At 46.6% G+C, this 21,516-nt stretch carries 20 protein-coding genes; 18 read left to right on the forward strand and 2 right to left on the reverse strand.

Annotated elements, in window-relative coordinates; genetic code table 11:
- The first annotated feature begins 137 nt into the window (after positions 1-137).
- Positions 138-1,325 (forward strand): radical SAM family heme chaperone HemW, encoded by a 1,188-nt coding sequence (hemW, locus tag MMB75_RS02125; protein ID WP_126665845.1) that lies wholly within the window; start codon positions 138-140, stop codon positions 1,323-1,325.
- 156 nt (positions 1,326-1,481) lie between these two features.
- Positions 1,482-1,958: an N-acetyltransferase gene (locus MMB75_RS02130; RefSeq protein ID WP_017428176.1), complete on the forward strand. Its 477-nt coding sequence runs from the start codon at positions 1,482-1,484 to the stop codon at positions 1,956-1,958.
- Positions 1,959-2,044: 86 nt separating this feature from the next.
- Here MMB75_RS02130 and MMB75_RS02135 read toward each other — a convergent pair whose 3' ends face one another.
- Positions 2,045-2,494, reverse strand: a complete 450-nt coding sequence (locus MMB75_RS02135; RefSeq protein WP_017428175.1) for a hypothetical protein — start codon at positions 2,492-2,494, stop codon at positions 2,045-2,047.
- Between the two features lie 441 nt (positions 2,495-2,935).
- Between MMB75_RS02135 and hrcA the strand changes: the two genes are divergently transcribed.
- The 15 genes from hrcA (at position 2,936) to MMB75_RS02210 (ending at position 18,659) form a co-directional block, all read left to right on the forward strand.
- On the forward strand, positions 2,936-3,967 hold the full coding sequence (gene hrcA, locus MMB75_RS02140; protein WP_013372178.1) for a heat-inducible transcriptional repressor HrcA: 1,032 nt from the start codon (positions 2,936-2,938) through the stop codon (positions 3,965-3,967).
- Between the two features lie 121 nt (positions 3,968-4,088).
- Entirely contained in the window at positions 4,089-4,661 is a 573-nt protein-coding gene (gene grpE, locus MMB75_RS02145) for a nucleotide exchange factor GrpE (RefSeq protein ID WP_019688072.1), read from the forward strand.
- Between the two features lie 87 nt (positions 4,662-4,748).
- Positions 4,749-6,584, forward strand: coding sequence for a molecular chaperone DnaK (dnaK, locus tag MMB75_RS02150; RefSeq protein ID WP_090889428.1), 1,836 nt, complete (start codon positions 4,749-4,751; stop codon positions 6,582-6,584).
- A 248-nt stretch (positions 6,585-6,832) separates the two neighbouring features.
- Entirely contained in the window at positions 6,833-7,957 is a 1,125-nt protein-coding gene (gene dnaJ / locus MMB75_RS02155; RefSeq protein WP_016821615.1) for a molecular chaperone DnaJ, read from the forward strand.
- A 152-nt stretch (positions 7,958-8,109) separates the two neighbouring features.
- A complete protein-coding gene (dcuS, locus tag MMB75_RS02160) occupies positions 8,110-9,765 on the forward strand; it encodes a DcuS/MalK family sensor histidine kinase (protein ID WP_080942672.1) in 1,656 nt (551 codons plus the stop codon).
- A complete protein-coding gene (gene dcuR / locus MMB75_RS02165; RefSeq protein ID WP_045244380.1) occupies positions 9,758-10,465 on the forward strand; it encodes a two-component system response regulator DcuR in 708 nt (235 codons plus the stop codon). Before dcuS ends, dcuR begins: the two co-directional genes overlap by 8 nt.
- Before the next feature lie 120 nt (positions 10,466-10,585).
- A complete protein-coding gene (locus MMB75_RS02170; RefSeq protein ID WP_045244381.1) occupies positions 10,586-11,932 on the forward strand; it encodes a 2-hydroxycarboxylate transporter family protein in 1,347 nt (448 codons plus the stop codon).
- 62 nt (positions 11,933-11,994) lie between these two features.
- Complete coding sequence (locus MMB75_RS02175) at positions 11,995-13,191, forward strand: NAD(P)-dependent malic enzyme (RefSeq protein WP_019688067.1); 1,197 nt, start codon at positions 11,995-11,997, stop codon at positions 13,189-13,191.
- A gap of 185 nt (positions 13,192-13,376) precedes the next feature.
- On the forward strand, positions 13,377-13,751 hold the full coding sequence (locus MMB75_RS02180; protein WP_016821610.1) for a hypothetical protein: 375 nt from the start codon (positions 13,377-13,379) through the stop codon (positions 13,749-13,751).
- 24 nt (positions 13,752-13,775) lie between these two features.
- A complete protein-coding gene (locus MMB75_RS02185; protein ID WP_016821609.1) occupies positions 13,776-13,961 on the forward strand; it encodes a YfhD family protein in 186 nt (61 codons plus the stop codon).
- Between the two features lie 230 nt (positions 13,962-14,191).
- Positions 14,192-15,157, forward strand: coding sequence for a 50S ribosomal protein L11 methyltransferase (gene prmA / locus MMB75_RS02190; RefSeq protein ID WP_045244382.1), 966 nt, complete (start codon positions 14,192-14,194; stop codon positions 15,155-15,157).
- A gap of 2 nt (positions 15,158-15,159) precedes the next feature.
- Positions 15,160-15,852 (forward strand): site-2 protease family protein, encoded by a 693-nt coding sequence (locus tag MMB75_RS02195; RefSeq protein WP_016821607.1) that lies wholly within the window; start codon positions 15,160-15,162, stop codon positions 15,850-15,852.
- A gap of 159 nt (positions 15,853-16,011) precedes the next feature.
- Positions 16,012-16,776: a 16S rRNA (uracil(1498)-N(3))-methyltransferase gene (locus tag MMB75_RS02200; RefSeq protein WP_017428169.1), complete on the forward strand. Its 765-nt coding sequence runs from the start codon at positions 16,012-16,014 to the stop codon at positions 16,774-16,776.
- 1 nt (position 16,777) lies between these two features.
- Complete coding sequence (gene mtaB, locus MMB75_RS02205) at positions 16,778-18,121, forward strand: tRNA (N(6)-L-threonylcarbamoyladenosine(37)-C(2))-methylthiotransferase MtaB (protein ID WP_016821605.1); 1,344 nt, start codon at positions 16,778-16,780, stop codon at positions 18,119-18,121.
- Positions 18,122-18,224: 103 nt separating this feature from the next.
- On the forward strand, positions 18,225-18,659 hold the full coding sequence (locus MMB75_RS02210) for an NUDIX hydrolase (RefSeq protein WP_016821604.1): 435 nt from the start codon (positions 18,225-18,227) through the stop codon (positions 18,657-18,659).
- Here the strand turns inward: MMB75_RS02210 and MMB75_RS02215 are convergent.
- Positions 18,649-19,671, reverse strand: a complete 1,023-nt coding sequence (locus tag MMB75_RS02215) for a Na/Pi cotransporter family protein (RefSeq protein WP_045244383.1) — start codon at positions 19,669-19,671, stop codon at positions 18,649-18,651. The two genes, MMB75_RS02210 and MMB75_RS02215, sit on opposite strands and share 11 nt — an antisense overlap.
- A gap of 297 nt (positions 19,672-19,968) precedes the next feature.
- Here MMB75_RS02215 and MMB75_RS02220 point away from each other — a divergent pair, with 297 nt between their 5' ends.
- Positions 19,969-21,348 (forward strand): class I SAM-dependent rRNA methyltransferase, encoded by a 1,380-nt coding sequence (locus tag MMB75_RS02220; protein WP_016821602.1) that lies wholly within the window; start codon positions 19,969-19,971, stop codon positions 21,346-21,348.
- Positions 21,349-21,516: the final 168 nt, after the last annotated feature.

Consider the following 21,516-nt stretch of genomic DNA (forward strand, 5'->3'; position numbering starts at 1 on the left):
ATTTTATCCCTAAGAGTGCTTATATAATGGGAAATTGGGGAGTAACAGCGATCAGAAGATCAAATGGAACACGAAGCGGTTGGTCTCGACCTCGGCTCATTTTCTCACTAAACCCTGAATCGACAAGGAGGATCGGTATGACCGCATCCATACAAAAACATGAATATTCATCCGCGCCTCAAGCGGTTTATCTGCATATACCTTTTTGCACGAATAAATGCTTTTACTGTGACTTTAACTCTTATGTGCTCAAGGATCAGCCTGTTATGGAATATCTGTATGCCTTGGAACGGGAGATGGAACATACGATCAAACTTCACCCGCCAGGACAGATAAAAACCATTTTTGTCGGGGGCGGCACACCAACAACCCTCAATCCGAAGGAAATGGAATACTTTCTGAAGAGCGTTCGTACCTATTTTCCAAATTGGGCGGAAGATATTGAGTTTTCCATGGAAGCCAATCCAGGCACAACTGATTTTGAAAAACTTTCTGTGATGAAAGAAGGCGGCGTCAATCGACTCAGCTTTGGTGTGCAGGCTTTCCAGAATGAGCTGCTTACAGGCATAGGTCGTATTCATAGTACAGATGACGTCTATCGTAGTTTGGAAAACGCACGTAAGGCCGGCTTGGACAATCTGTCGATTGACCTGATGTTCGGTTTGCCGAACCAAACGGTGGACATGCTGGATGAAAGCGTCAGTAGAGCCCTAGAGTTGGGACTTCCTCATTACTCTATCTACAGTTTGAAGGTTGAAGAGAATACGCTCTTCCATACGTTGTACCAGAAAAATCAGCTGCCGCTTCCACATGAAGATGACGAGCTGGAAATGTATTTGCTCCTCATGCGTCGCATGAAAGAAGCGGGTTATGAACAGTATGAAATTAGCAATTTCGCAAAACCAGGTTTGGGAAGTAAGCACAATATGACTTATTGGCGTAATGAGGATTATTACGGTCTTGGCGCTGGGGCACATGGTTATGTTGGCAGAGAGCGTCATATGAACATTAAGGGCATTAACCCTTATGTGGAGGCTACTCGGAATGGTTTACCACGTTTGGACAGTTTTGAGGTGCCGACGGCGGAAGCCATGGAGGATTTCCTCATGGTCGGTTTGAGAATGCTGGAAGGTGTGTCTAAATCCCGCTTTGAGGCTCAATTTGGTCAGACATTGGAAGACACGTTTACAGTTCCTCTCAGAAAAATGCTGAATGCGGGATTAATTGAATCAATCGAGGATGGGTATCGTTTGAGCGAACGCGGTATTTTATTCGGAAATGACGTATTTGCAGAGTTCATCGGTTCTATCACGGTAAATTCATAAGTTGCAGGTTTCAATACAATACATTTTGACATCGTAAGCTGGGCTATCATTTTATTACACCATTCTGCCACAGCAGGGTAAATGGAGTATTGCGATTCTATGCGTTATGTTGTATATTTATTCATTATATGCGGCAAGCGGCAGGAGGAGAGCAAGATGGCTTCAGTGTGTAAAGATGTATTGTGCAGAAGTGCGGTTCCTGAGGATGTGGAGCCTTTATATCAAATGATTAGTGGCTATGCAGAGCGGGGGATTATGCTGCCACGTTCAAGGGAAGTGCTTACGCGCCAACTGGAGCTGTTTATTGTTGCAGAGGTGGACGGCCAAGTCGTTGGCTGTGGTTCTTTATGCAAATTGGGGGCTGATTTGGTAGAGATTCGCTCCCTTGGCATCTCTGAGGGGCATAAAGGAATGGGAATAGGCTCCAAGCTTGTGGAAGGCCTTATTATAGAAGCACGGCGGCAACGTATTCCTAAAATTATGGCACTGACTTATGAGGTATCCTTTTTTATAAAAAACGGTTTTGATGTAGTTAGCAAAGAGATTTTTCCTGAGAAGGTATGGACCGACTGCATTCACTGCAGTAAGCAAAACAATTGTGATGAAATCGCAGTGTTGAAAGTACTGAACTGACCTGTCAATAATGAGGTCAGTTCAGTGTTTTTTTATCAGGACGTAGCCGTGTGTATGTGTTACGGCTTACATTATTGTGCCCCTGTTTATTTCTCAAATGTTTGGAGTAACCACCAAATGAATTGATGATGAGGCTCCAGTTCCGAAGGTATATCATTCAAGCTTCTTATGGGATGGTCCTTATGGTAATCCGTATCATTATAAAAGTATGTAGTGCCATCTAACGGAACCTGACGTTTGTATTTATACAAGGCGACAACATATTTTTCAGACTCTCCGGTTCGGCTTGGACGATATGTGTATCCTTCCCAGTCGGCTGGTGTTACATCATCATAATGCAGTATAGCTGCCACACTATATTTGATTTGCTTGGGAATGCTTGGACTGAATTCTTGTGGGTAAAATAAAATGGTATTCCACATGCTTAACAGAATTGTAGGGACCAAAATTAAGGCACACCATAGGGGTCTTAATTTACGAATTAAGTGGATCACCGAAATGATAAGGGCAGCGTTCAGAATAAAAACTAGTGGCAAAGCAAGTATTCTTCCTAGTCCTGTGTACGGAAACAATTCGATTAAAATGTAAAACATACAAATTGTAGGTAAAAGAGCGATTAATGCGTATAAAAGGTTGCGGCGCTTGCTTCTCAGATCCCATTCCTCCTTAAAGGCAATAAAGTTATACAGTTTGTAGACACAGTCTCAAATTTTTCAGTTTTCTGTTGCCTATACATAAATACGGTTTGGATATGATGAATAATGAGGTTTTCCGTGAAAAAGTGCAAATAGTCTGTTTCATTGTAGTCATCCAAATGGATGTAATAAATCTGGTTTATTGAAAATACTGATCTGACTTGACAATGATCAGGTCGGTTTGGTATTTTTGTATTATCAGTTAGCACTCATCGCGAACGAGTGCTAATGATTCCATTTAACAATCATGCTATTATGGATAAATGACAAGGGGGGATTCGCTTGTTAACCGAACGTCAGAGACTCATTTTGAATGCGATTATTGATGACTACATTCGTTCGGCTGAGCCAGTGGGTTCCCGCAGCATATCCAAAAGGCAGGATGTCGGATTCAGCCCAGCCACAATCCGTAATGAAATGTCGGATTTGGAGGAACAGGGCTATCTGGAGCAACCCCATACTTCTGCGGGACGCATCCCGTCTCATAAAGGCTATCGTTATTATGTGGACCATTTGGTGCCGCTAAATACACTGAAGCCTATGGAAATGCGGGAACTAAAAGCCTTTTACGCCGAAAAGCTGAATGTAATGGAGCAAGTGATCCAGCATGCATCAGGCATTTTGTCCCATATGACCAATTATACTTCCATCCTGCTTGGGCCGGAGGTTTTTCATACTTCGTTGCGTCATTTTCAGCTGTTGCCGCTCAACGAAACGACGGCTGTGGCGATTATCGTGACCAATACCGGTCAGGTGGAGAATAAAACGGTGGATATTCCGCCTGGAATTTCAATCTCCGAGATGGAAAAGGTTGTGAATTTACTGAACAGCAAGCTGGTCGGTGTACCGATTTATCAGCTTAAATCGCGCCTTTACACCGCGCTGGGTCAGGAAATGGAGAAGCATGTATCTCATTTTGAGGACGCTATGAAGGTGCTGGATAAAGCACTCGATAATGAATCAGATCAGCGCCTATATTTAAGCGGTGCGACGAACATGCTGAATCAGCCTGAATTTAAAGATGTAGAAAAGGTTAAACATATTCTCGATCTGCTGGAGGAAACACCAACGCTACTTAAACTGATGACTCCTGTAGCCGGAGCACCTGAAATTCAAGTCCGCATCGGCACAGAAAATGATCATGAAGCATTTGCCAATTGCAGCCTGATTACTGCTACATATGCAGTAGACGGAGAAGCGTTGGGTACTATAGGTATATTGGGTCCGACGCGGATGGAGTATGCGAGAGTTATTAATATTTTGGGTATCCTGTCTAAGGATTTGACCGCAATGCTAACGCAACGGTTTAAATAAAATAAGATCGCATAGGTTGCGGTCCTACATGTTCCGCGCTGGGATACGGTTTGTATCCTGCGCGGGTGCATTGTTGCGTGCTTTTATAAGGGGAGTTACAACTTGAAGGAGGTGAAACATTTTGAAGGAAGAACAAGCGTTCCAAGATGACAAACAACAAAATGTAAGCACAGAGGAAGCCGCCGAAACGAGCCAGCAGGACGAGCTGGTGAATGAAGCGGCAGCACTGGAAGCCGAGGAAGAAAACACAGAGGTGGCAAAACTTCGTGCAGAGGCTGAGGAGCATCAGCAACGGTTTTTGCGCGCACAGGCGGATTTTGATAATTTTCGCCGCCGTACGCTGAAAGAAAAGGAAGACCTTGCTAAATATGCGTCTATGAAGCTTGTTACCGAGTTGGTGCCTGTTCTGGATAACTTCGAGCGAGCGCTAGCAACAGCATCGCAAGGAGCGGAGTCTGAGTCATTCACCAAAGGCGTGGAAATGATTTTCCGCCAGTTTGAGAGTGTGCTTCAGGCAGAGGGAGTGACGGCCATGAATGCAGTGGGACAACCGTTTAATCCTGATTTCCATCAGGCTATTATGCAGGTGGAGAGCGAAGAGCATGATGAAGGCATCGTCGTTGAAGAGGTACAAAAAGGATACATGCTGAAGGACAAGGTGCTTCGTCCAGCGATGGTAAAAGTTAGCATGTAACTTTTTCTATATACATTAGAATTACATCATTTTGATTCAACCATTCTGGCCTGAGGGCCTCGTATATACAGAAGGAGGAATTGTCCGATGAGCAAAGTAATCGGTATTGACTTAGGTACAACCAACTCTTGTGTGGCTGTTATGGAGGGCGGCGAAGCCGTCGTTATTCCAAATCCGGAAGGCGCGCGCACAACCCCTTCCGTTGTCGGTTTCAAAAAAGATGGGGAGCGTACTGTAGGGGAAACGGCAAAACGCCAAGCAATTACGAACCCGGATCGTACAATCATGTCCATCAAGCGCCACATGGGTACTAATCATAAAGAAAACATTGACGGTAAGGAATATTCCGCACAGGAAATTTCCGCTATGATTTTGCAAAAGCTGAAAGCTGACGCTGAAGCTTACCTGGGCCAAACGGTTTCTCAAGCGGTTATCACTGTTCCAGCTTACTTCAATGATGGTCAACGTCAAGCAACTAAGGACGCAGGTAAAATTGCCGGTCTGGAAGTTCTGCGGATTGTCAATGAGCCAACAGCAGCTGCATTAGCATATGGTATGGAAAAATCCGAAGACCAAACCATCCTCGTATATGACTTGGGCGGCGGTACATTCGACGTATCCATTTTGGAACTGGGCGATGGTTTCTTCGAAGTTAAAGCAACAAGCGGCGACAACAAGCTGGGTGGCGATGACTTTGACCAAGTGATTATTGATTACCTCGTAAATGAGTTCAAGAAAGATCAAGGTATTGACCTGAGCAAAGATAAAGCAGCTGTACAACGTCTGAAAGATGCAGCAGAAAAAGCGAAAAAAGAACTGTCCGGCGTGCTGACAACGACAATTTCCTTGCCGTTTATCACAGTAGCTGATGGCGTTCCACAGCATTTGGAGTTGAACCTGACTCGTGCGAAGTTTGAAGAATTGTCCGCAGGTCTCGTAGAACGTACTTTGGGACCTACTCGTCAAGCGATGAAAGATGCAGGCATGAGTGCTAGCGACATCGATAAAATCGTTCTGGTCGGCGGCTCCACACGTATTCCAGCTGTACAAGAAGCAATCAAAAAACTGACAGGTAAAGAGCCTCACAAAGGCGTAAACCCTGATGAAGTGGTAGCTTTGGGCGCGGCAGTTCAAGCAGGTGTATTGACAGGTGATGTGAAAGACGTCGTTCTCCTTGACGTAACTCCACTGTCCCTCGGTATTGAAACCGCAGGTGGCGTATTCACTAAAATGATTGATCGTAACACGACAATCCCTACGAGCAAATCGCAGGTATTCTCGACGTATGCCGACAATCAGCCTAGCGTAGAAATTCACGTGCTGCAAGGTGAACGCGAAATGGCAGCAGGCAACAAAACACTGGGCCGTTTCCAATTGGGAGATATCCCTCCAGCACCACGTGGTGTACCGCAAATCGAAGTTACTTTCGATCTGGATGCGAACGGTATCGTGAACGTATCTGCTACAGATAAAGGCACAGGTAAAAGCCAAAAAATTACGATCACTTCTTCTAGCGGCTTGAGTGACGAAGAAGTAGAACGTATGATGAAGGATGCCGAGTTGCATGCGGAAGAAGATAAGAAACGTAAAGAGTTGGTAGAAGCGAAAAACGCTGCAGACCAACTGATCTACTCCGTAGACAAAACGATTAAAGATCTGGGCGAAAAAGCGGATGCAGGTGAAGTCGAAAAAGCAAATGCAGCTAAAGAAAATCTGCAAAAAGCACTGGAAACTGACAACCTGGAAGACATCAAAAAAGCTACTGAAGAGCTGACTGAGATTGTTCAGCAATTGTCTGTGAAATTGTATGAGCAAGCTGCTCAAGCAGCGCAAGCTCAAGACGGAGCAGCAGACAGCAAAGGCCGTGACAATGTAGTTGATGCGGACTATGAAGTTGTTGACGAAGATCAGAAGAAAGACTAAGCAACGAATCGGGTAGTGGCAACTTTACGGTATACCGGTACGTTATGATATACTGAACAATAATTAGCAGCGTAGCTGCCTTGATAAATAACAATTAGCCTAAGGGTAACTGTTATTTCCAAGATAAATAAGCATATTACGGGTTGTACTGCCTTGAAATGATGGGAAGGTCAAAGCCGGGTCATCCCGCGCCTTTGGCTTTCCTTTTATATGTAGTGCAGACACGTTGTAGGCATGGGGGTGGAACATTGGCTGATAAGCGTGATTATTATGAAGTGCTGGGTGTCGCAAAAGGCGCTTCGGATGAAGAAGTCAAAAAGGCTTACCGTAAGCTTGCGCGTCAGTATCATCCGGACGTGAACAAGGCTGCGGACGCAGAAACTAAATTCAAAGAAGTTAAAGAAGCTTACGATGTCCTCAGTGATGGTCAGAAGCGGGCAAGATACGACCAATACGGTCATGTAGACCCGAATCAGGGCATGGGAGGCGGCTTCGGTGGTGCCGACTTCGGTGGCGGATTTGGTGATATTTTTGATATGTTCTTTGGTGGCGGTAATGGTCGACGTGACCCGAATGCACCGCAACGAGGGAACGATCTTCAATATACGATGACAATCGAATTCAAAGAAGCGGTGTTTGGTAAAGAAACCGACATTCAAATTGAACGTACGGAAACATGTGATACGTGTCATGGTACAGGAGCCAAAGCGGGCACTCAACCACAGACCTGTTCCGTCTGCCACGGCAGTGGACAGGAAGAAGTGGTGCAGAATACACCGTTTGGCCGCATGGTTAACCGACGCGCCTGCTCCAATTGCGGCGGTTCCGGTAAAATCATCAAAGAAAAATGTACGACTTGTAGCGGATCAGGCCGTGTCCGCAAGAAACGTAAAATTCATATTCGCATTCCGGCGGGTGTGGATGACGGCGCACAAATGCGTATCAACGGTGAAGGCGAAGGCGGTGTCAACGGAGGACCGGCAGGTGACCTGTACGTCGTATTCCGCGTGAAGTCGCACGACTTCTTTGAGCGTGAAGGAGACGATATCTACTGTGAAATTCCGCTGACGTTCTCACAGGCAGCGTTGGGAGATGAGGTGGAGATCCCGACGTTGACCGAGAAAGTGAAGCTGAAAGTTCCAGCAGGCACGCAAACAGGGACTTATTTCCGTCTTAAAGGAAAGGGTGTGCCAAAACTGCGCGGCGTAGGTCAAGGTGACCAGCATATTAAAGTAGTCGTGGTAACGCCTAGCAAGCTGAGTGAGGAACAGAAGGATTTGCTGCGTCAGTTCTCTTCGCTTAGTGGAGAGCAGACACATGAGAATGAGCAGTCCTTTTTTGACCGTGTGAAGCGGGCTTTCCGAGGCGACTAAGCCAAAGTCGAAATCGCGGAGCTTCAATTATGAATCCGAGGGACTATTCCGCAATTGCGGGATAGTCCCTTTTTTTATATTCACGTAAACACATACATAGCCATTTTTGTATAACCAGAGTTAACAATTGAGCTTCTATCAACTAGAAAGGGGTGAGTTCCATCGAAAAAATACGGGCAAGTCTGCGTCGAGGTAAGCCGCTATTAAAGCTTAGAGGTCTAATAACGCTGCTCGTATGTCTGGTTATGGCACTTGTGCTCCTGCCAGTAACACTGTTATTTGCCGAGAGAGTTGAGCATGAAACGGAGAAGGGACTCGAGGAAAAGGCAATGTCCATTGCGCGTACACTAGCCCATACACCGCTTATTATTGAGCAATTGCAACAGACAGGTTCTTCTCCTTCCATGCAGGAGTATGTGAAGAAGGTCTCAACGGCGAATCATATCCAATTTGTCGTGGTTATGGATATGAAGGGAATTCGTAAAACCCACCCGGATGCTAGGAGGATCGGCAAAGCCTTTGTCGGAGGGGACGAGTATACTGCACTTCATGGTCAGGAGAGCGTGTCCGTTGCAAAGGGGACATTGGGCATGTCCATGCGGGCCTTCTCCCCCGTCTTTAGTGGGACGGGAAAACAGGTAGGTGCAATTGTTGTCGGTATATCCATGCAGGATGTACAGCGGGCCCAGGAAGGCAACACCCGTCTTATTGCTATCGCCATTGGGATCGGAATGTTGATTGGCACAGGAGGAGCGGTTGTGCTGGCTCGTAAAATCAAAAATATGCTGGTCGGTCTGGAGCCGCCGGAAATCGCACGTTTGCTGGAGGAACGCAGCGCGATGTTACAGTCCATCAAGGAAGGCGTCATTGCGGTGGATGAATGCGGTCGTATCATGCTGATGAATGCAGAAGCGATCCGTCTACTGAGGCAAGCGGGGATTGAAGATTTCTCATTCTCTGGACAGGAAATTACTGTTTATTTATCTGCTTTCCGATTACAAGAGGTCTTGGAAGTAAGCACTCCACTGATGGATGAGGAAATGGAGCTGGGTGGGATCACCTTGCTGACCACCAGTGTTCCGATACGGGTCAAAGGAAAAATTGTCGGAGCCATTGTAACCTTTCGGGATAAGACGGAGATGAAACAGCTTGCTGAACGTTTGACAGGAGTTTCTCTGTACACGGAAGCACTACGCGCGCAGGCTCATGAATTTATGAACAAGTTGCATGTCATTATGGGGATGGTGCATTTGCGAATGTATGATAAACTGGAGCACTATATTATGGATGCTGTCGAGCATCATCAAGTAGAGATTGGCTCCATTACTCGGCAGCTTAAGGACCCAGTGATGGCGGGGTTTGTGTTAGGGAAATTAAGCCGGGCCAGAGAGGCAGGGGTAAATTTTGAACTGACTCCGGGTAGTTACTTGCCTGAATCCAGTCAAACTCAAACGACTCATGAACTGATTACTATTCTTGGCAATCTGTTTGATAATGCAGTGGAGGCGATGGAATCTCTGGAGCACAAGCGGATTACCCTTTCACTTTATTATGAAGAAAACCAGAAAAATGGCTGTCTGACCTGTATCATGTGCGACAATGGTCCAGGTATACCGGAGGGCCTTGGGAAGGCCATTTTTGAAAAAGGTTTTTCGACCAAGGGAGAGTCGCGAGGGATGGGACTTTACCTAGTGTCGCAAAGTGTGAAAAGGCTACAAGGTAGTGTAAAGTTGATCCCAGTCGAGCAGGGGTGCTGTTTTCAGATTAAGATTCCATACATTATAGCGGGGAATGATGAACTTGATTAATGTCCTGATTGTAGAAGATGATCCGATGGTTGCGGAATTCAACCGCAAATATACGGAGCAGGTAGAGGGTTTCCAATGTGGTGGTTGGGCTTCTTCGGTGGAAGAGGCTAAGAAATATATAGCTGAACAAGCCATTGATCTGATATTGCTGGATGTGTATATGCAAGAAAGTAATGGCCTTGATTTACTGTCATTTATACGGGAGGCTGGAGTGAATGTGGACGTTATTGTCATCTCAGCTGCAAGTGACATGAGTAGCATCAAAAAAGCGATGAACTTTGGCGCGGTGGATTATTTAATCAAGCCTTTCCACTTTAACCGTTTTTTAGAGGCCCTTACCGGGTACCGAGAACACATTAGTATTGTTCGTGAGTGTAGTCTACTGTCGCAGGAGGAGCTGGACCGACTGATTTATCATAAAAGCTTGACTAAAGACTTGGCACGGTTGCCTAAGGGGATAACGAAATCCACGCTGGCTATGATATGGAATTGTATCCAGCAGCATCATAAGGTTCTGTTTTCCACCGAGGATATTGCGGAGAGTGCAGGGATCTCCAGGGTGTCTATGCGCAAGTATCTGGCTTTTATGACAGAGATTGAAGTGCTTTCTATGGAAACTATATATGGTACCATTGGACGTCCTGTTTACCAATACCAGGTGTTGCCGCAGGCAGAAGGAATCATGAATAGTTATATTTAGCCCTATTTCTGATTACTTTAGTTACTAAAGTTAGTTCTTAGTTTTAAAACCAAATAAAGCGTTTTCCAAGGTGTAGAATGGGAACATGATCATCATTCTTCACTTTATGGAGGGAGATTTATGGAAAATGCTACGAACCAGCCTGTCATGCAAAAGGGGCAAAGATGGAGTAAAAATACTGTAGATGGGTTTAGGATGCTGGGCAGGATAAAGGTGGGAGTTATTCCTCTTCCGCTATATGCCGTGATTGCGCTAATTGTTTATGCGGCTGCAATTACAGAAAGACTTCCGAACGATCTATTGGGCGGGTTTGCCGTCATCATGATTTTGGGTATACTGCTCAGTGATCTGGGGGCCAAACTTCCACTGCTCAAACATATAGGCGGGCCAGCCATTTTATCCCTTATGGTTCCATCGTTAATGGTATTTTGGAATATGTTCAGTCCATCTGCAATGGGGGCTGTGCACACGCTTATGAAAACCTCGAATTTTCTTTATTTTTACATCGCATGTCTAGTAACAGGAAGCATTCTTGGCATGGATCGCAAAATGCTGATGAATGGAATTGTCAAAATTTTTGCCCCCATTATCATAGGATCTATTGCTGCTGTTGCTGTCGGTATGGTGGTGGGTATGGCTTTGGGCTACAGTGCTTATCATACATTTTTTTTCATCATCATTCCGATTATTTCCGGTGGGATTGGAGAAGGTATTTTACCGTTGTCCATTTCGTATGGAATGGTACTGGGCAAGGATTCTGCGGAATTCGTATCCCAGTTTATCCCGGCTGCCATTATCGGTAACATTGTTGCAATTATAGGTGCAGGCGTCTTGAAGAGATTAGCGGAGAAAAAACCAAAAACTTCTGGTAACGGAAGGTTGTTAAAACTAGAAAAAAGCAAAGGGGAGCTAGCTCCGGTAAACTTGGGACAATCCGTTTCTTTTCCATTAATGGGTGGTGGTCTGCTGTTGGCCTGTACTTTCTTTATTGTGGGTAAGCTGCTAGAGCCTTATCTCCATATTCCAGGGCCGATTCTCATGATTCTGGCGGCCGCATTAATAAAGTGTATTCAGATCATGCCGAACACATTGGAGCAGGGAGCTTTTCATTTGTACAAATGTATAACTGCTAGTTTGACGTGGCCCTTGATGGTGGGGTTAGGCATTTTGTATGTGCCATTAAATAGTGTAGTTGGGATTCTAACGGTTCCTTATGCGATCACCTGTGCATCTGTAGTGGTTGCATTGATTATTACTGGATACTTCACAGGAAAATGGATTCATATGTATCCCGTAGAAGCTGCCTTGGTGACCAGTTGTCGCGGCGGATTGGGGGGCACGGGCGATGTAGCCATTCTGTCTGCATCCAATCGGATGGAACTGATGCCTTTTGCCCAAATTGCAACACGGATTGGTGGAGCAGGCACCGTCATTTTAGCCACCTTGTTACTACAATTATGGAGCTGATGAGTTTTAGACCAAGCTATAAAATTCATATCATATACAGTCATGAAAGGATGGAGAAATATATGGGCAGTTTAAGAGATGAAATCAGAGAATTACACGAAGGTGGCAAAATGGAGACCTTACCCAAGAAGCGAATTGAAACGATGGAGGGGTTGTCCAAAGTTTATACGCCAGGTGTGGCTCAAATTTGCATGGAAATTGCCAATGATCCAGCCAAAGCGTTTCAATTAACGATCAAAAAAAATACAGTAGCAGTCGTTTCAGATGGAACAGCGGTACTTGGATTAGGAGATATCGGGCCGGAGGCAGCTATGCCTGTGATGGAGGGGAAGGCAGTACTGTTCAAACAATTTGCAGGTGTCGACGCATTCCCAATCTGTCTCAATACGAAGGACCCAGATGAGATTGTTCAAATTGTCAAAATGATCGCTCCTGCCTTTGGCGGCATTAACTTGGAAGATATATCTTCACCACGCTGTTTTGAGATCGAGAGACGGTTGAAGCAGGAACTCGACATTCCAGTATTTCATGATGATCAGCATGGTACGGCAGTCGTGGTATTAGCGGGTTTGGTCAATGCATTAAAGGTATGCGGCAAAAAAATGGAAGATGTCAAAGTAGTTTTTGCCGGTATCGGTGCGGCGGGTATGGCTTGCTCGCGCATGCTGCTCAAGGCAGGGGTACGTAATCTGATTGGGGTCGATCGGCAAGGAGCCATTCACCGCGATGTGGAATACAGTAACCCACATTGGACAGAGTATGCGAACATGACTAACCCGCATAATCTAAGTGGTAGCTTATCTGAGGTAATTGTGGGAGCTGATGTGTTCATCGGTGTGTCGGGTCCAGATATACTGACTGTGGAAGACATACAGAGCATGGCAACTGATCCTATAGTGTTCGCCATGGCGAATCCGAAGCCAGAAATTGATCCGGCAATAGCTTCACCTTATGTACGTGTGCTTGCTACCGGTCGCTCCGATTTTCCTAATCAGATTAATAACGTGTTGTGCTTTCCGGGAATTTTCCGGGGCGCTCTGGATTGCCATGCGAAGACGATTAACGAGGAGATGAAACTGGCTGCCGGGCTTGCCATCGCTGATGCAATTTGCCCTGAGGAGCTAAGTGAAACTTATATCATACCGGATGTTTTTAATCCAAAGGTGGTGCAAAAGGTACGGGATGCTGTTATTCACGCAGCCTGGGAGACAGGAGTAGCCATGTCAGGTGAAGCTCCGGCTGCTACTTTACGTCCGTAAAAGTTATGTTCTTCACAAACTTTAGTTCACCGTCTTGTCCTGCTGTTCATGACAATGCAATGTCTGTATCCGTTAAGCTTTCGTGGAGAATATAAAGTCTTGCCAATGAGCAGGATATAACAAAGCGTAACGATCTATGTTCTCAAACACGAGTTGCGCTCAATACTACACAGGGAGATTTTGGGATGGGCGAAAAAAATATTTTGGCGTATTTCAAAAGTCCTGAGGAAGCACAGGGAGCCGCGAGAAAACTGGAAGCTCTTCGGGTAACGGATATGTCGATAGATCGTTTTAGCCGGTATCCGCGGCAGTCTACAGGCAACGCCGGACTGCCTGTGTTTTCAGGACAGATTAGCAGCTTGTCCTCACTCACACAGGGCGTGGATTTTACAGATGCTTCTCCAGCGATACTGGCTGCGGCTGATCCTGCTGCCAGTGGCATGAGTGATGGAGGACAAGGTGGACCGACAGGCCGCGATATTTTGTTGACTGCGGTGGTAGATGAATCCATCCATCATCAGGCGATGTCGATTGTGGAACAAGCGGGTGGAATGCTGTGACAAGTTTGGAAGGAGCAATGACCGATGTCTAAAAACAAACGGTTCGATAAAGTGCTGACCAAAACCGAGAAAATCAAACGCATGCAATCTGCCAAAAACGAAGATGTTGAGTTCTCGGCAGAGCAGGCAGATGCTGAGGATCTGGAAGCGATCCGACGTAGTGAAGTAGCTGACCGCCGTCAGCAACGGATCATAAACGACAACGAGTAGAATACAATAAGGCGGGTATCCCACCTAAAAAGGTGATTTGTGGGATAGCCCGTCTTATTTATGTTTCTCCTTTGTGCTATTCATTAGTAGATTTATACCAGATGATAGCCGTAACAATAACTAGCATTATAATCTAATATTGTCTTTGTCATACTGGCTTTTTTGAACTCCTATGCGAGTATATAGTACAATGTAATGTATGCATGTGAAATGAGGAGGAAATGTAAACCATGTTGTGGAATGAAATTACAATACATACAAGTGAAGAAGCCATCGAAATGATTTCGAATTTTCTGCACGAAGCAGGTGCGGGAGGGGTTTCCATTGAAGAATCCGGTTCGCTTAATAAGCCCCGGGACACGTCTTATGGACAATGGTACGATCGTCCTTTGAACGACATCCCTGAAGGACAAGCGATCATCAAGGGCTATTTTGCCGAAGAAGTAGACATGGACAGCGTGCGTGCACAAATTGAGCCGCGGGTTGAACAATTGAGAACTTTTGATATTGACCCTGGCGAGGTTCGGTATGAGCTGAAAACGGTCCACGAGGATGACTGGGCTAATGCCTGGAAGCAATATTTTAAGCCTTTACGTGTATCGGATCGTTTGACCATCAAACCGACTTGGGAAGAGTATGAGCCTGCGAGTGAAGATGAAAAAATTATTGAGCTTGATCCGGGTATGGCCTTCGGCACTGGAACACATCCGACGACGTCCCTTTGTCTGAGAACGCTGGAATCCGTGATTCAGGGTGGAGAAGAAGTGATTGATGTTGGTACGGGCTCTGGTATCTTAGCGATTGGAGCTGTAAAGCTGGGAGCAAAGCATGTACTTGCCTTGGATCTTGACCCGGTAGCGGTATCCAGTGCGCGTGAAAATACGCGTTTGAACGAACTGGAGGAGCGCATCACCATTAAAGAAAGCGATTTGCTCTCCGTGCTTAATGCAAGCGATCCAACGCTGGGTATTCAACTGCCAGTCAAGCTGGTGGTAGCTAATATTTTAGCCGAGATCATTTTGTTGTTCATTGATGATGTATATAATGCCCTACAGCCAGGCGGTATTTATATTGCATCAGGAATTTGGAAGAACAAAGAAGAGGCTGTCGAAACCGCATTGAAAGCTGCTGGCTTTGAGATTACCGAAATCAACCGGGATGAAGATTGGCTGGCGTTTGTGGCGAGAAAGAGGTAAGCATGGATTTTTTACAAAGTATTTTTCGTGTAAATTTAAATGTCCTTCCATTTTACTTGTTGGCTGTGATCATATCGTTTACGGTGCATGAATTTGCGCATGCGTATTATGCCAATAAATTTGGCGACCCTACGGCCAAGCTACTGGGGCGCGTGACTTTAAATCCGGCAGTGCATATTGATCTGCTGGGTACGCTGTTACTGTTGATCGGAGGCTTTGGTTGGGCCAAGCCAGTCCCGGTCAATCGTGACAATTTTAGCCGCCCGCGCCTTATGGGCATTATTGTATCGGCTGCTGGTCCGCTGAGCAATCTGCTGCTTGCATTTGTGACTACACTGATCTATGCTGTGCTTCTTCATTTTCAAGTATTGCCGGGAATGGAGAACCAGCGGGTGGCTCAGGCAATCTATTTGTTTATCAATGCGCTAATCAATTTAAATTTGTTTTTGTTTATCTTTAATCTGATCCCACTGCCTCCACTCGATGGCTACCGGATTGTGGAGGACGTGGCTCCGACTCCTGTGCGCCGCAAGCTTCAGCACTTTGAGCAATGGTCGATCTTTATTTTTCTGCTTATACTGGTAATTCCGCAAGTACGAGCTGTAACGATTGAACCTCTTTACACGCTGTCTCAGATGATTTATATACAGTTTTTACAGTTCTCTTTTTACATTACCGGATTGTTTGGAGCCTAAGGGCTCCTTTTTTTTACGAGAATTGGTATAACATAAACGGAAAAGGGAACAGACTGGTCATACAGGCGCAAAAGATGATATGATGGTGCTTGGTGATTTCATCGGATTTTGTACGGAACGTTAGTGGATAATAGTTATTTTTAGAATAGGTGTGAGAGAATGCAGCGTTATTTTATTCCGGCAGAGCAATTTCTAGAAGATCACGCAATTGTTACGGGTGAGGACGCACGACATATCGCCAAAGTCATGCGAGGCCGTAGTGGTGACAAAATTATAGTCAGTGACGGGGTATCCAGGGAAGCGCTAGCTGCATTGGATACGATTGAGCAGGACCATGTGAAGGCGACGATTATCGAACCGCTGGAGATGACCTCTGAACCGCATGTTCAGATCACCATCGCGCAGAGTCTTCCTAAAGGGGACAAGATGGAGACGGTGATGCAAAAATGTACGGAAATCGGAGCCACCGGGTTCGTACCGTTTTTATCCGAGCGTACGGTCGTACAGTATGATGCCAAAAAGGAAGGCAAGCGACTGGAGCGTTGGCGCAAGATTGTGAAGGAAGCGGCTGAGCAAAGCCATCGCAATCGGATTCCGGAAATTAGCGCACCCCTGACGTGGAAAGAACTTCTGGCTTCTTTTGCTGGGTATGATTTGATATGTTATTGTTATGAAAAAGAGCAGGGGCGGCAGCTACGGGATGTAATCCAGCCTTTCGCAGGACAATGGGTGTCCACAGACAAGCCGCGTGTGCTGGTGGTGGTGGGCCCGGAAGGCGGCTTTACTGAAGCGGAAAGCCTAGAGGCTGAGCAGGCCGGGGCACAGTCTACAGGACTGGGAAGACGTATTTTACGTGCGGAAACCGCAGGTATGGTTGCATTGGCATGCATTTTATATGAGACAGGAGAAATGGGAGGGGTTTAATATGCCATCAGTGGCATTTTACACATTAGGTTGTAAAGTAAACTTTTATGATACAGAAGCGATCTGGCAGCTGTTCAAAAAAGAAGGTTATGAGCAGGTGGATTTTGACGAGCAGACTGCTGATGTCTATTTAATTAATACATGTACGGTTACGAATACCGGTGATAAGAAGAGCCGTCAGATCATTCGTCGTGCGATTCGCCGAAATCCAGATGCCATTGTGGCAGTGACGGGCTGTTACGCTCAAACTTCTCCGGCCGAAATTATGGATATTCCAGGTGTTGATCTTGTTATTGGTACGCAGGATCGAGATAAGATTATTCCGTTTGTGAAGGAGATCCAAGAGTCGCGTCAACCTGTAAACGCTGTGCGTAATATAATGAAGACCCGTGTGTTTGAGGAAATGGATGTGCCTGATTTTGCTCATCATACCCGTGCGTTTCTAAAAATTCAGGATGGCTGCAATAACTTCTGTACCTTCTGCATTATCCCGTGGTCGCGGGGCTTATCCCGCAGCCGTGATGCCGCGAGCATTATTACACAGGCGCGTCAACTGGTGCACGCAGGCTACAAGGAAATCGTACTCACGGGTATCCATACTGGTGGTTATGGCGACGATATGGATAATTATGACCTGTCCGATCTGCTGTGGGATCTGGAGAAAGTGGAAGGGCTGGAACGTATCCGTATCAGCTCGATTGAAGCCAGTCAGATTGATGAAAAAATGCTGGATGTACTGAAACGCTCCAATAAGCTGGTTCGCCATTTCCACATACCGCTTCAAGCAGGGGACGATACCGTGCTGAAACGGATGCGCCGCAAGTACACGACAGAAGAGTTTTATAACAAAATGCTCATGATTCGTAAAGCGATGCCAGATGTAGCAATTACAACAGACGTAATTGTCGGCTTCCCTGGAGAAACGGACGAAATGTTCCGTAATGGCTATGAGCTGATGAAAAAAATCGGCTTCTCGGAAATGCACGTGTTTCCGTATTCCAAGCGTACTGGCACGCCTGCGGCACGTATGGAGGATCAGGTGGACGAGGACGTGAAAAATGCGCGTGTGCGTGACCTGATTGCATTGTCAGAGCAAATGCAGCTGGCATATGCTGAAAAGTTTGTTGGTCAGGTGCTGGAGGTTATTCCTGAAGTAGCCCCTAAAGGGACGGAAGATAGCGGTATACTTTATGGTTATAGTGACAATTACATTCAACTGGTGTTTGAAGGTAATAAGGATCTGGTTGGCAAGGTGTGCCGCGTGAAGCTGACGAAGGCGGGCGTTAATGAAAGTGAAGGCCAATTGGTCCGCGTATTGGAGAACGGGCTGCAAACAGCTTTGTAAAATAAAAAGAGCCTGAACAGGCAATAGCGATGGCCAACAAGGATTTCGCCTTTCCCTACAGAAAGGACGGAATCCTTGTTGCGCAAGGAAAGGAGATTACAGGATGGCAGCAAAAAAGGAAATTTCCGCAGGTGGCGTAGTGTTTCGCAAACAGGGGGAGCAGCTTGAAATTCAGCTGATCACCGACCGATATGGCAAGACATCTCTGGCTAAAGGCAAAATGGAGCCAGGTGAAACAATCGAACAAACTGCTCTACGTGAAATTCGTGAGGAAACAGGGCTGAACGGGCGGATTATTCAGCATGTGGATATGATTGCTTATACGTACCAGCACCCTGAATATGGGGAAGTGGACAAGGAAGTTCATTATTATCTCGTAGAGGCACTGGATGGGAATTTGCAGGCACAGATAGAAGAAATCAAAGGCGTCGCGTGGCATACGCCCGAAGAAGCATGGCGTCTCCAGCGTCAGGGTGGATATGACAACAATGATGTCATTCTGAGCAAGGCGCTGTCTATGCTAGGAATTAACGTTTAACCCTATGGGAAGACACTTGCTCCTCTATACGAGTCCATGCAGGTAAATAGCAGAGGGGCAAGGCAAGCAGAGAACTGATGACGTTAAACAGGGTTTGGGCATGCGCTACCTGGGCTCCGGGCTCAGTAGATATCCAAGAAGCGGCCATATCCAGCCCGGGGATTAACGGCATAAAGAGCAATGCCCCGCCTACGTTCAGCAGCACGTGGGACCAGGCCACAAATTTGCCAGACACGCTGCCGCCAACAGCGGCAATCAGGGCAGTCACGCAGGTGCCCACATTGGAGCCGATGACGATGGCGATTCCTACATCAACTGGCAAGGCACCCGCAGCAGCCAGGCTAATCGCCATACCAATGACAGCTGCGCTGCTGTGAACCAGCGCGGTTAGGCAGGCTCCAGCAGCGAAGGCCCACCACATGTTGGCTGCAGCATGATCAAGAAACCAGCGGAATAGTCCGGCCTGCTCAATCCAGGGGCCAACGGCTTGCATCACGCGGATACCTGCGAGAATCAGCGAAAATCCGGCGAAGACGAGGCTGATAAATTGTACAGCCTGTGGGCGGCTAAGCCCATTGGAGGTGGCTGAAGCTCCGGCAGCTGCATACTGACGGCCAGTGACCGTTTCCCCCCGCAGAACAGCAGTGCCCCAGCATAGCAGTGATCCACATAGCAGTGGAGCAGCCAGCTTGCCGAGCTGGAGGCCCATCAGCTCGGTCGTCAGGCAGGTACCAATATTGGTACCAAGAATGATGCCGAGCGTGCGGCCGTAGGTCAACAGCCCGGCATTGACCAGTCCGATCGTCAGCACCGTTACGGCGGTGCTGCTTTGCAGTAGGGCGGTAATGCCTGAGCTAAACAACATACCCCGCCAAGGGGAAACCGTAGCCCGGTTTAGCCAGCGAGTAAGGAAGGGGCCGGCCAAATGCCGGAGGGCAGCTTCCATCAGCTTCATTCCACCTAAAAAAATAAGCAGCCCACCGCACAGCGGCAATATAACATGTATAAACACGGCTTTAGCCCCCCCTTTTCTAGGCGAAAATGAGAATACTTATGTAACAGCCTATGATCTACCTAGGACAGCCATGACAAGCATGGCCGAGCAGTTTTTTATGGAACGAACATTTTGTAGTATCTTCACAAGCTTTTAAAGCGTGACGTCGACATACAGGCGGGCAGTAGCGAAGCGGTTCATTTGAAGCTGGAGAAGCGCCAGCGATCGTAAGACCAAATGAATCGGCGGAGCCGCGCCCCTATCGAACAAAATGTTTTAACACTTTGAGTAATCCAAGAATAGGAGTGAAGGATTTTGCCTTCAGTAATATTAGAGCGTAGCCGTAAAAAAAGGCTGGAGCAAGCACACCCTTGGGTGTTTAAAAATGAAATAGCCAAGATTGAGGGTGATCCAGAAGCCGGTGATTTGGTCAGCATCCTGAACCATCAGGGGCGTTATTTGGCGACAGGTTACTATAATCCTGCTTCACAAATTACAGTGCGTGTGATGTCCTATGAGCCGCTAGAAGTGATGGACCAAAGCTTCTTTGCCCAACGTTTCCGCAATTGCTTGGAGCACCGTGAACGCTTTGTGACCGGAGGAAACGCTTATCGTTTGGTGTACGGCGAGGCTGATTTTTTGCCTGGGCTGATTGTAGACCGTTTTGGTGATGTATTGGTCGTTCAGCTGTTAACGCTTGGCATGGATCGGCGCAGGGAAGAAATCAGAGATGCACTTGTTGAAGTAATGGGACCAGTTGGTATATATGAGCGTAGTGATGTATCCATCCGTGAGCTGGAAGGGTTGGAACAGACGAAGGGTCCTTTGTACGGCGATTGCCCGCGCCATGTGGTGGTGACGGAAAATGGCTTACAAATCAAGGTCGATATCGAAGAGGGACAAAAGACGGGGTATTTCTTTGACCAGCGTGAAAATCGTGCGGCCATCGCGCCGTTGATGACAGGTTGGGGAGCGCGTAGCGGAATTACGTTGCAAGAAGTAGCTGCAAACCCAGGGGATGACGGCACAACGGTCATAAAGCCTGTGAATAAAAGTGGTAAGGTTGTTGAATTCCCATTCTGGGACGGTGCAACTGTATTGGAATGTTTTTCACATACAGGTAGCTTTACGCTCAATGCGTGTAAACATGGTGCGAAAAAAGTAACTTGTCTGGATATTTCTGAACATGCGATTGAAAGTGCTCGGGATAATGTGAAGCTGAACGGTTTTGAGGATCGCGTCGAGTTTGTCGTCGACGATGCTTTTCAATATTTACGTAATCAGGTTAAAGGTGTAGAGGAACGCACCGCGCGAGCGGGCGGCAAAGGAGATACATCTAAGCCGCTGACTGCGGGTGGCGGACGTACCTTTGACGTAGTTATTCTGGATCCGCCGGCTTTTGCCAAAACGAAGAGTGCTGTCAAAGGAGCTACACGTGGATATAAAGATATCAACCTTCACGGAATGAAGCTCGTCAATGAGGGCGGTTATTTGGTAACAGCGAGTTGTTCGTTCCATATGCGGCCGGAGCTGTTTTTGGACACGATTAAGGAAGCGGCTGCAGATGCTGGCAAAATCCTCCGACTGGTAGATTGGAGAGCGGCAGGGAAGGACCATCCCCAAATTTTAGGTGTGGAGGAAGGTCATTATTTGAAATTTGCCATCTTTGAGGTGCGCAGCCGGACACAGCTGTAGATTTCATACCCTTGTCAAAGTTAAACTACTATTAGGCGATAAAGATAAATAGGTGAAAACAAACTCATTTTTAGTATAAATCAGTCCTGTAGAGAAGGCTTGCACCAAGCCATCCTGCGGGACTGTTTGTTTTTGAGAAGAGCCCAATTGCTACAACATGGCAAACGT

The sequence above is a fragment of the Paenibacillus sp. P2(2022) genome (assembly GCF_029522175.1).
Lineage (GTDB): Bacteria > Bacillota > Bacilli > Paenibacillales > Paenibacillaceae > Paenibacillus > Paenibacillus polymyxa.

Bases quoted from the DNA above. Each gene is read 5' to 3' on its own strand.
- hemW (WP_126665845.1), top strand. From the start codon at position 138: ATGACCGCATCCATACAAAAACATGAATATTCATCCGCGCCTCAAGCG.
- MMB75_RS02130 (WP_017428176.1), top strand. From the start codon at position 1,482: ATGGCTTCAGTGTGTAAAGATGTATTGTGCAGAAGTGCGGTTCCTGAG.
- dnaK (WP_090889428.1), top strand. From the start codon at position 4,749: ATGAGCAAAGTAATCGGTATTGACTTAGGTACAACCAACTCTTGTGTG.
- MMB75_RS02170 (WP_045244381.1), top strand. From the start codon at position 10,586: ATGGAAAATGCTACGAACCAGCCTGTCATGCAAAAGGGGCAAAGATGG.
- MMB75_RS02175 (WP_019688067.1), top strand. From the start codon at position 11,995: ATGGGCAGTTTAAGAGATGAAATCAGAGAATTACACGAAGGTGGCAAA.
- MMB75_RS02180 (WP_016821610.1), top strand. From the start codon at position 13,377: ATGGGCGAAAAAAATATTTTGGCGTATTTCAAAAGTCCTGAGGAAGCA.
- MMB75_RS02185 (WP_016821609.1), top strand. From the start codon at position 13,776: ATGTCTAAAAACAAACGGTTCGATAAAGTGCTGACCAAAACCGAGAAA.
- prmA (WP_045244382.1), top strand. From the start codon at position 14,192: ATGTTGTGGAATGAAATTACAATACATACAAGTGAAGAAGCCATCGAA.
- MMB75_RS02195 (WP_016821607.1), top strand. From the start codon at position 15,160: ATGGATTTTTTACAAAGTATTTTTCGTGTAAATTTAAATGTCCTTCCA.
- MMB75_RS02200 (WP_017428169.1), top strand. From the start codon at position 16,012: ATGCAGCGTTATTTTATTCCGGCAGAGCAATTTCTAGAAGATCACGCA.
- mtaB (WP_016821605.1), top strand. From the start codon at position 16,778: ATGCCATCAGTGGCATTTTACACATTAGGTTGTAAAGTAAACTTTTAT.
- MMB75_RS02210 (WP_016821604.1), top strand. From the start codon at position 18,225: ATGGCAGCAAAAAAGGAAATTTCCGCAGGTGGCGTAGTGTTTCGCAAA.